Annotated in this window: 10 protein-coding genes; 7 read left to right on the top strand and 3 right to left on the bottom strand. The window is 68.2% G+C overall.

The window, feature by feature from the left end; all coding sequences use genetic code 11:
* From ACE3TL_RS15595 to ACE3TL_RS15585, 3 genes are all read right to left on the bottom strand, one after another.
* A partial coding sequence (locus tag ACE3TL_RS15595; protein ID WP_374579588.1) for a TonB-dependent receptor plug domain-containing protein occupies positions 1 to 1,157 on the bottom strand: 1,157 nt, incomplete at its 3' end.
* A 69-nt stretch (positions 1,158 to 1,226) separates the two neighbouring features.
* Positions 1,227 to 1,610 (bottom strand): hypothetical protein, encoded by a 384-nt coding sequence (locus tag ACE3TL_RS15590; RefSeq protein WP_374579587.1) that lies wholly within the window; start codon positions 1,608 to 1,610, stop codon positions 1,227 to 1,229.
* A 449-nt stretch (positions 1,611 to 2,059) separates the two neighbouring features.
* Positions 2,060 to 2,761 carry a Crp/Fnr family transcriptional regulator gene (locus ACE3TL_RS15585; protein WP_374579586.1) on the bottom strand — a complete coding sequence of 234 codons (702 nt, stop codon included), beginning with the start codon at positions 2,759 to 2,761 and terminating at the stop codon, positions 2,060 to 2,062.
* Positions 2,762 to 2,928: 167 nt separating this feature from the next.
* Here ACE3TL_RS15585 and ACE3TL_RS15580 point away from each other — a divergent pair, with 167 nt between their 5' ends.
* The 7 genes from ACE3TL_RS15580 to ACE3TL_RS15550 form a co-directional block, all read left to right on the top strand.
* A complete protein-coding gene (locus ACE3TL_RS15580) occupies positions 2,929 to 5,175 on the top strand; it encodes a TonB-dependent receptor family protein (protein ID WP_374579585.1) in 2,247 nt (748 codons plus the stop codon).
* 17 nt (positions 5,176 to 5,192) lie between these two features.
* A complete protein-coding gene (locus ACE3TL_RS15575; RefSeq protein ID WP_374579584.1) occupies positions 5,193 to 5,639 on the top strand; it encodes a hypothetical protein in 447 nt (148 codons plus the stop codon).
* The gene (locus tag ACE3TL_RS15570) at positions 5,636 to 6,121 is read left to right on the top strand and encodes a hypothetical protein (RefSeq protein WP_374579583.1); all 486 of its coding nucleotides are present in this window, start codon (positions 5,636 to 5,638) and stop codon (positions 6,119 to 6,121) included. Before ACE3TL_RS15575 ends, ACE3TL_RS15570 begins: the two co-directional genes overlap by 4 nt.
* Before the next feature lie 232 nt (positions 6,122 to 6,353).
* Positions 6,354 to 6,719 carry a hypothetical protein gene (locus ACE3TL_RS15565; protein ID WP_374579582.1) on the top strand — a complete coding sequence of 122 codons (366 nt, stop codon included), beginning with the start codon at positions 6,354 to 6,356 and terminating at the stop codon, positions 6,717 to 6,719.
* Between the two features lie 48 nt (positions 6,720 to 6,767).
* A complete protein-coding gene (locus ACE3TL_RS15560) occupies positions 6,768 to 8,024 on the top strand; it encodes a TolC family protein (protein WP_374579581.1) in 1,257 nt (418 codons plus the stop codon).
* The gene (locus ACE3TL_RS15555) at positions 8,021 to 9,193 is read left to right on the top strand and encodes an efflux RND transporter periplasmic adaptor subunit (protein WP_374579580.1); all 1,173 of its coding nucleotides are present in this window, start codon (positions 8,021 to 8,023) and stop codon (positions 9,191 to 9,193) included. Before ACE3TL_RS15560 ends, ACE3TL_RS15555 begins: the two co-directional genes overlap by 4 nt.
* 8 nt (positions 9,194 to 9,201) lie before the next feature.
* Positions 9,202 to 9,490, top strand: a 289-nt coding sequence (locus tag ACE3TL_RS15550) for an efflux RND transporter permease subunit (RefSeq protein WP_374579579.1), incomplete at its 3' end; no start/stop codon positions are given.

Below are 9,490 nucleotides of genomic sequence, written 5' to 3'. Positions count from 1 at the left end.
TCCCATTCGCCCCATGCGCCGATGCGTTCTCGGCGTCCGTCGGTGATGTTCCAGTAGGTCTGCGGCCCCATCATCGCGTTGCCGGCGACCGCGGGCCACCAGTCGTTGAGATCGGCACGGTAGGCTTCGAGGCCGGCCCGGAAGGTCCCGCCATTCTTCAGTGGAACGGTTGCGGCGACGGCGGCGCTGAGGTCGCGGCCTTGGCTGTTCATCGGCATGCCGCCGGTGGCCGAGCCGCCCTTATCGCTCAGGAAGTTCATCTCATGGTCGACCGAGCGCCACGAAGCGCGGGCGGTGAGGTCGCCCCACTCGAACGCGCCTTCATACCGCAGATCGGCGAAGACGCTGTCGTTCTCGGTCAGGTCCATCCGCTGGGTCGGAAAGCCTTCATAGGGCGCGAAGTGCTTGCCCAGGCGCAGGCTGATCACCCCTTCGCCGGCCACGACGCCGAGGGTCAGAGCTTGATCGTAGGCTTCGTAGAGGGTGGAGCGCACCCGGTCGCCGCCGCCGGTGCGATAATTTTCGGCGCGGTTCCAAGAAGCTTCGTAGCTCAGGCTTGCGCGGGGGCCGGCGACAGTGACCTGGGCCGAGGCGTTGATCGCATCGGCGACGCTCCGATAGGTCACCCCGATCTCGCCGCTCACCTGCAGGCCTTCGTCCGGTTGCGCGAAGACGGGCCCCTTGGTGATGATCGCGATCACGCCGGCGATATTGTCGCCCCCGGCGCTTACCGGCGAGAGAGTCGGCAGGATGGAGATGGCGTCGACCCGGCTTGGCGACACATAGGACCCTGGCGGGTTCATGCTGTTCGGGCAGAAGGCGGTGATCTGGACCCCGTCCACCGAAACCAGCACACGACTTTCGCCAAGGCCGCGGATTGCCGGAAGGCTGGAGATGCCGCCGTTGGCGTAGAGCGACACGCCAGGCTCGTTCTCGATGATCGACATGCTGTCGGCGCTTGCTCCGCGGCGGCGCAGCAGCGCTTCGCCGGTGATCGCCTGTTCGGCGGAAGCGGCGGTTGCAGCAGGCGCCAGATTCGCTTCGATCGGCGGCAGGGCCGTGGCGGTCTGGGCATGGACGAGGCGAGGGGCGGCGAGCGCGACGAACGCAGCGCCGGCCATGAGTGCGGCGATACGGCCGCGGCCTTGAGGAAACATGGGTACAGCCTTTGGCTAGGAGGGCGTTTGCGCGACGACCAGGCGCCGGAAGACGATCCCGGCGCGACTTCAGGCCGATCCAGGCGGCCCTGTGGGCGGCGGACGGATGACGCCGACTCGATAGGCTGGAGTTTGCGCCGTCCGCTCAAGGGCGGGCTGCATGGTCGTCCAGGCCATTGTGGCGACGAACACAATGGGCTCCACGGCGGCGCCGGCATGGAAGCCTGAGAAAACACAAGCATGGTCTGGCGCCGGCTTTGCGGGCTTGCGCCCGTCGTGCGCTGGCTGATGTACGGTTGCGTGGCCGGGATGCGCCTGAACCGACGGCGCGGACACGCCTGTGCAAGGCGCGATCATCGCTGCGCCGGCTTGGGCGCCGGGAACGAGCATGTAGCCTGACGGAACCAGTATGCGAATCGCGATTGCAAGGCACGCCAGCAGCAGCGCCAGCAAGGAGGCCCTCATTCGCTCTCTGATCACGTGCGGAAACACGGACGCCTCAGGATTTCCCCAGCTTCGCGGCGGGACGGCGGAGCCGCCTCTGCGAGTAGGTGCAAACTTTCGGAGGCATAGGCGCACGCGAGACGCACGCGTGTATTGTTCCAGCACAAACTGACGCGTCGAAGCAGTCTTTATCCGCAGGGTTGTTGCAGGCCCTACACCGTGATCTCGAAGGTTCCCGCCGATTGTGGCGAGGGCGGAAGCTCGGCTTCCCGATGGGGCGGCCCTCGGAGAGCCCGCACACGCGCTTGTTTCGCCCTCAAGCCGGCGCCATCGACAGTGATGGCCATCGACGGACCCAGCCTTTCGGCCCGTACCTGATCTGCGCCTTGGCCCCGAGATCATGGCGCTGATCACCGAGGCGGCGACGTAGCCTCCGTGCGCCCCTCGTACTCGCCGCGTCAGTCACGGTTTCCCTCCGCCAGGGCGCGGAGCGCGGCGAGGTCGTGGATAACGAGGCGCTGGCCGTTGTTGGCGAGCAGGCCGGCCTTCTCCCAAGCCGAGACTATCCGGCTCGCGGTGTGCAGAGTGGTGCCGGCAAACTCGGCGAGGTCCTTGCGGCGCAGAGGAATCTCGATTGTTGCGCCGCACGTGCTATCGCTGCCAGCTTGCGCGGCCAAGCGCAGAATAGCGTGAGCCATGCGTTGCTCGGCGCGCTGCGTAGTGAGTTCTCGCACGCGTTCCTGTAGTTGCGCCATGCGTGTGCCGAGCACACTGATCACGTTAAGCGAGATGGCCGGATAGCGAGCCATGAGGTCCATCAAGTCCGTCTCCCGCCATGCCAGCATGGTGGCCGGTTCGATGGTGACCGCATCGGCGGGGAAACGATGGTCGGTAAAGAGCGGCAAGGTCCCAAACATCTCGCCTGGGCCGATGAAGCGGACGATGGTCTGTCCGCCGTCGCTGCCGGTCTGTACGATGCGGACACTGCCGGTAGCGAGGGCGTAGGCTTGGCCCGTCCGCTCGCCCTGCTTGAAAATGACGGCGCCCTTGGACACCCGCTCCGTCCGCATGGCCGTACGGACCTCCTCGAGGGCGCCATTCGGAAGTGACCGGAAGAGTTCGAGCCGGCCGATCTGGTGAAGTGAAATCGCCAACGCCATGCCCAGGCCGTCGTAAAACTGCTCCTCGCGTCACCGACGGCAATGCAGCGCAAGGGCAGGACGCCGTCGTTCCTGAAATCGTCACGCGATTTGCGCTGGAACAAACTCGGCTCTGCGATATCGAATTATATGAGAACGACTTGCAATAGCAATTTTGGCGGCCGTTCATGCCTTCTTCCTTCACTCGCTTACCGGCCATTCCGTCCTTCTACGGGCCATGCGCCGTATCGCTGCTGAGCGCCCTGATGGTCTCGGTCAGCCTCCTGCCGCAATCCGCGAGGGCCCAGTCGGCGACGCCGGGCGCAGTCGAGGAGGTCGTGGTGGTCGCGCCGCGCAGCCCCGTGGTCGCCAGGCTAGAGGCGGCCGCCGGCGGGACCGCGATCGTCTCAACGCAGGCCATGCCCGTCAGCGCCAACCTCACCCTGTCGCGTGCGCTTGCCGATGTCCCGGGCGTGGTGGTGCAGGACTTCTTCGGTGGGAACGACCAGCCCCGCATCCAGATCCGTGGATCGGGGTTGCAGCAGAATCCCGTCGAGCGCGGTGTGTTGATGCTGCGCAACGGCCTACCGCTCAATCGCGCCGACGGCTCCTATATCGTCGGCTTCGCCAATCCTGGCGAAGCCCAGGCGGTCGAGGTCTATCGCGGCTACATGGCCAACCGGCTGGGCGCGACGGTGCTGGGCGGGGCCCTCAACCTGATCTCGCCCACGGGCCGGAGCACGCCCGGCGTGGCGCTGCAGGCGAGCGGCGGAAGCTTCGGCCAGGTCGGCGCGACCGCCCAGGCTGGTTTCGCCGGAGATCGCGTCGACGGTCTGTTGCGCGCCGACATCACTCGGCGCGACGGCTACCGCAACTACAACGACTCCCGCCGCACGAGCATTGGCGGCAACGTTGGCGTGCGTCTGTCCGATAACGTAGCGGTCCGCGTCTTCGCCAGCTACGCCGACCTTGGCTTCGACGTCTCCGGACCGCTGACTCGAAGCCTCATGGAAAACGACCCTCGCGCTGTGTTCACGGGTCCGACAGTGACCCCGGCGGGTGCGATTAATCCCGGCCCCAATGTCGTGCGCGACCGCCCGCGCCGGGAAGCGATCCAGGTCCAGGCCGGCGCGCGGGCGACGGGCGTCTTCGACGCGCATGTCGTCGATCTCGGCTTCGGCTACGCCAGCACGGACGACATGTTCCGTTTTCCCATGTCGGCGGGCGTCCGAGAGACCGAAGGTGATGACGTGACCCTGGTGGCGCGCTACGCGTTCAAACCGGATGCCGCCCGGACGCTCCCGCTGTTCGAAGTCACCGCCCAGTACGTGACCGGCTCGGCAGACCGGGACAACTATCTGAACCTCTCGAGCCGGCGTGGTGCGTTGTTCGGGCGCAGCCGGCTGAAGGCCGATACCCTGGCCCTCAACGCCGGTTTCAACGTCCCACTGGGCGAAGGGCTGACGTTGTCGCCGTCGCTCTCTTGGTCTCGTGCCAGCCGCGACAACAGCGACCGCTACGGCCTGCCGACGCGGCCGACGGCTGCCTATAGCCCTGCCAGCCCGACCGTCGCCCTGCCCAACGGGGCGGTCCCTGCGGTCAGTAGCAGCTACGCCCGGACCTACGAGAGCTGGAGTCCGGCCCTCGGTCTGACCTGGCAAGTTTCCGAGAGCCAGACGCTCTTCGTCGCGGCGAGCCGCAGTTTCGAGCCGCCGACCCATGACGACTTGCTCGCTACCGTAGGCGGCACGCCCAACAGCAGCCCTGGCCGCCCCAATCCCGCAGCTCCCGCCACGCCCGCGGCGGTCTTCGTCACGCCCGCGCTCAAGGCCCAGCGCGCGACGACGCTCGAGGCGGGCTGGCGCGGCGATGCAGGAGTCCTGTCATGGGACGCGGTCGTCTACTACTCCTGGGTCCGCGACGAACTGCTCAGCCTGCGCGATGAATCGGGCGTCTCGCTGGGAGCCGTCAATGCGCCGCGCACGCGGCATCTCGGCGTCGAACTCGGTCTGACGGCGGAACTCTCGCCGAGCCTCGAGGGCCGTCTCGTCTATACCTATCAGGACTTCCGTTTTCGGGACGATCCTCTGCGCGGCGACAACCGCCTGGCGGGCGCCCCGCGCCACTGGGTCAATGCGGGGCTGACCTGGCGGCCGGAGGAGCGGTGGGTCCTGCGGGGAGACCTGCGGTGGATGCCGGAGAAGACGCCGGTCGACAACCTCGGCACGCTCTACAACGCCTCCTACGCGACGGTGGACCTCCGCAGCGAATACCGGCTGAGCGCCGCCGTGACAGTCTTCGCGGAGGTCACCAACCTGTTCGACGAGACCTATGCGTCCTCCACGCTGATCGTCGACGTGGCGCGGCCTGACCAGGCCGCTTTCCTGCCGGGCGACGGGCGTGCGTTCGGCGGCGGCCTCAAGCTCAAGTTCTGACCAGAAAGGTAAGACCCATGAAACATCGTATCCTTCTCCTGGCGGCAGTGGCCGCGCTAGTTGGGCCAGGCGCGGCCCAGGCGAAATCTGCCCGGCTCGACATCGAGCAGCTGAGCTACGACACCGTCCACGACGCGGCCCGGCGCGGGGTCATCGCGCTCGACGGCCAGGGCCGGCCGCTCACCTTCCTGCTCCGTATCGACAAGGGCCAGGTCCTGCCGCCGCACGGCGCGAACGGCGGCGTTCGCCTACTGACCGTGATTTCGGGCACGCTATTCTGGGGGGACGGTGACAGGATGGATCCTAGAGCGGAACGCACCTTCGGCCCCGGCAGCGTGATCGTCGTGCCCGCGCAAGGCGGCGAGCACTGGGCCGCGGCGCGAAAGGACGACGTGCTGCTCCAGGCTGTGGTAGTCGGCGACGGTGCGCTCACGCCCGAGGCGGCCGCGCAGGTCACACCATGACCGGCGTCGAGGGTCTAGCGCTCGCGCGCGTGCTGCACGTGCTGGGCGTCGTCGTCTGGATCGGCGGCGTTTGGATGGCGACCACCGTGGCGTTGCCGGCGGTGCGGCGTGGCGCTCTGGGCCCTGATCGCCTGGCTGCATTCCAGGCGATCGAGCGGCGCTTCGTCTGGCAGGCGCGAACCGCCGTGCTGGTGGTCGGCGCCTCCGGCCTCTACATGGCCGACCGCCTCGACCTTTGGAGCCGTTTTGCGGACGCCCGCTTCTGGTGGATGCACGCCATGGTGATCGTCTGGGTGCTGTTCTTCCTGATCCTGTTCGTCGGCGAACCGCTGGTGCTGCATCGCTATTTCCCGTCCTGGGCGCGGCGCGATCCGGAACGGGCGTTCGCCACCTTGCACTGCGTCCACGTCGTGCTGCTGACGCTCGCCATGGTGACGGTCTTCGGCGCCATGGTCGGCGCTCACGGCTGGCTGTTGTTCTGAGGAGGCTGCCGCCTTGGCGAGCCTCGTCTTCGTCATCGACGGCCTGCACTGCCATTGGCCGCGATCTGCCGGAAAATAGGGCTTGATCCTCCAGGGGCTGGAGGATGTAGACCAAACCCATGACGTCGCCCACGACCAGCAATCTGTCGGGACACGCCGGTCGCCAGACCGGCCAGGGGCGTAATCTTGTAACCCGTTCCCCTGACACGAGAGTCTGGTTATAGGGTCGCGCATGTCGGGGCTTTTCGCATCATGGCGCAGCTTCGGAGCGGTCCTCGCCGCTCTGCTGATCGCCGTGCTGGCCCTGGCGCCCAGCCTCGACAAGTTGATCTGTCGCGACGAAGCGCTCCTCGCCGTCGCTGAAGTCTCACTGGATGGCAAGGCCTCCTACTTGGACGCCGCTGGCCAGGACCAGGACGACCACGCCGACCCGGACATCTGCATCCACGGCCATTGCCACCATGGCGCGCCGTACCTGTCGGCGCCGATCGGCGAGCTAGCGATGCTCGACGCCCTGCCTGACCATCACGAGCTAACGCTTGGCCGCGTTTCGGCCAGCGACCGACAGTTCGGCCTGGACCGCCCCCCTCGCGCCTGACGACCGCCGCGCCTTGCGCGCGCCCTGTCGTCATTTGCGAGAAGGTCAATGCTCCCCTCAAAATCCAGGCGGCCGCTTGTTGCGGCCACCCTTGGGCTGTCCGCCCTGGGCGTTTTCGCGCAACCGGTTTCGGCTGCGCCAGCCCCCTCTTATCCCGATCTGCTGGCCCGTGCGCAGAGCGCGGCGCCGCGGCTGGCCGAAGCTCAAGCCGGGGTCGCACGCGCCGAAGGCTTGGCGCGCCAGGCCGCCGTCATCCCCAACCCCGCCCTGACGGTCGATCTGGAGAACTTCTCCGGGTCGGGCCTCTTCGAGGGCACGAGCCAAGCTGAAGCGACCTACTCGCTGCAGCAGACGCTTGAACTTGGCGGCAAGCGTGGGGCCCGTGTCGCCGCCGGCCGCGCCGAGGTCACCGCCGCCCAGGCGCGCGCCGGCCGAACTCGGGTCGATTTCGCGTTCGACCTGGCCATGGCCTACGCGGAAGCCGAGGCGGCTCAACGACGCTTAAAGCTCGCGAGCGACGTCCTCGGCCTGACCGAAGAAGACGCCCGGATCGCGACCGCGCTCGTCGAGGCTGGCCGCGAAGCCGATCTGCGACGGATCCAAGCCCAGGCCGCTGTCGAAGCGGCGCGGGCGTCGCTGGCAGAAGCGCGTGCGGCGCAGGAAACGGCGCTGGCCAACCTGACCAGCCTTTCCGGATCGTCGGAGCCGATCGACTCGATCGACGTCAGCTTGCTTGACGCCGGAAGCGTGGCTGCCAGCAGCTCTGAAGCGGCCGCCACGCTCGGCGTCGTCGCGGCTCAGGCTGAGAAGGCCGCCGCCGAGCACCTGCTGGTTCTCGAGCGCCGTAAGGCCGTTCCCGATGTCGACGTGTCCGTCGGCGTGCGGCAGTTCAACGGAGACGACGCCACCGCGCTGGTCGCAGGCCTCTCGGTGCCTCTGCCGCTGTTCAACCGCAATCAAGGCGCCGTCGCTGCAGCGCGGGCTGACGTCTCGGCCGCTGAGGCGCGAGCCAACGCAGCCCTGCTCGAGGCGCAGGGGGCGATCAGGTCCAGCACGGCCCGCGTCGTAGCTTCCGAGGCCCGGCTCTTGGCGGCGAACCAGGGCGAGGAAGCTGCGCAGGAAGCCTACCGCCTCGCCCGTATCGGCTACGAGGCCGGCAAGTTGCCGCTCGTCGAACTCGTCAATGCGCGCCGGGCTTTGGCCGAAGCGCGTTCTCAATCCATTGCCGCCGCCGTCGAGCGCGCTGGCGCACGCGCCGCCCAGGCGCGGCTTGGCGGCTTTGCCGCCCCGGGAGTCCAACCATGAACTCGAGCAAGGTCCGCCTCTACGGGGCGGTTGCTGCGGCGGTGCTGCTGGCGGCGGCGGGCGGCTATGGCCTGTCGACGCTGCAAAATAGGGGCGGGGCCGAGGCCCCGGGCCACCCGGCCGACGCCGAACACGCGGAGGAAGGCGGCGAGGAAGCGGGCGGAGACGTCGTCGAGCTGACCCAGGCGCAGATCACCGCCTCCGGGATCAAGCTCGCCAATGTCGCCCGCGGCGGCGGCGGCGAGGTGCAGTTGGCGGGGCGCGTCGAGCCGATGGTCGATGCCCGTGCCAGCGTCGGCGCCACGGTCGGCGGCCGCGTCGAGCGGGTGCTGGTGGCGCCGGGACAGTCGGTCAGCGCAGGCCAACCATTGGCGGTTTTGGTCAGCGGCGAGGCGGCCAGCTTCAGCGCCGATGTGGAAGCTGCGTCCGCCGCGGCGGACGCCGCCCGCAAGTCCTATCAACGCGACCAGCGCCTGGGGGACCAGGGCGTCGTTGCGCGCCAGGAGGTCGAGGCCTCGAGGGCGCAGGCGGTCGGCGCTGAAGTAGCAGCTCGCGCGGCGCGCGCCAAAGCCGCGGCGGCAGGCTCGCCCAACGCCTCCGGGCGTCTCAGCGTCACCAGTCCGATCGCCGGCGTCGTGACCGCGGTCGCCGTGGGACCAGGCGGCTTCGTCGCCCCTGGGACCATCGTGGCTGACGTCACCAACCCGTCCCGGGTGGAACTGGTCTTCAACGCGCCGCCGACCCTGGCAGCGGCGGTCAAGCCCAACGCTCGCATGCATGTGCGTGGCCCGACCGGCGAGTTCGAGGCTGAGATCCTCGGCGTGGCTGCCGGTGCCGGCGCAGAGCGCGGGGCAACCATCATTCGGGCCCGCACCACCGGCGATCTGTTGCCGCCGGCTGGTACAGCGGTGTCGGGTTCGGTCGTCGCGGGTGAAGACGCCGGCGGCATGACCGTACCTAGCGAGGCCGTGCAGACGGTCGAGGGCGGCTCCGTCGTCTTCGTCGCAGTCCGCAACGGCTTCCGAGCGACCCCTGTGCTCGTCGGCCGTCAGGCGGGCGGGCGCACCGAGATCCTCCGCGGGTTGACTGGCGATGAGCGCATCGCCGCGGCCAACGCCTTCCTCCTCAAAGCCGAGCTCGCCAAGGGCCAGGCTGAGCATGGGCACTAGGGGGCGAGATGTTCAAAGCAATCATTGAGGCGTCCGTCCGCTTCCGCTGGTTTGTGGTCCTTGCGGTCGCAATCGTCTGCGGCTGGGGCCTGCTCGAACTGACCCGTCTGCCGATCGACGCGGTTCCCGACATCACCAATCGCCAGGTGCAGATCACGACGGTCGCTCCAGCGCTGGCGCCCGAGCAGATTGAGCGGCAGGTCACCTATCCGCTTGAGACCGCGCTGGCGGGCATTCCTGGTCTGACCAGCACGCGCTCACTCTCGCGCAACGGCTTTAGCCAGATCACCGCGATCT

The sequence above is a fragment of the Phenylobacterium sp. genome (assembly GCF_041920015.1).
In the GTDB taxonomy this organism is placed as follows: domain Bacteria; phylum Pseudomonadota; class Alphaproteobacteria; order Caulobacterales; family Caulobacteraceae; genus Phenylobacterium.
Note: the sequence above shows the minus strand (reverse complement) of the source record. Positions and strands in the feature narration are given on the sequence as shown.

Excerpts from the sequence above, each read along its gene's own strand:
- ACE3TL_RS15585 (WP_374579586.1), bottom strand. The coding sequence starts at position 2,761 with ATGGCGTTGGCGATTTCACTTCACCAGATCGGCCGGCTCGAACTCTTC.
- ACE3TL_RS15580 (WP_374579585.1), top strand. The coding sequence starts at position 2,929 with ATGCCTTCTTCCTTCACTCGCTTACCGGCCATTCCGTCCTTCTACGGG.
- ACE3TL_RS15575 (WP_374579584.1), top strand. The coding sequence starts at position 5,193 with ATGAAACATCGTATCCTTCTCCTGGCGGCAGTGGCCGCGCTAGTTGGG.
- ACE3TL_RS15570 (WP_374579583.1), top strand. The coding sequence starts at position 5,636 with ATGACCGGCGTCGAGGGTCTAGCGCTCGCGCGCGTGCTGCACGTGCTG.
- ACE3TL_RS15565 (WP_374579582.1), top strand. The coding sequence starts at position 6,354 with ATGTCGGGGCTTTTCGCATCATGGCGCAGCTTCGGAGCGGTCCTCGCC.
- ACE3TL_RS15560 (WP_374579581.1), top strand. The coding sequence starts at position 6,768 with ATGCTCCCCTCAAAATCCAGGCGGCCGCTTGTTGCGGCCACCCTTGGG.
- ACE3TL_RS15555 (WP_374579580.1), top strand. The coding sequence starts at position 8,021 with ATGAACTCGAGCAAGGTCCGCCTCTACGGGGCGGTTGCTGCGGCGGTG.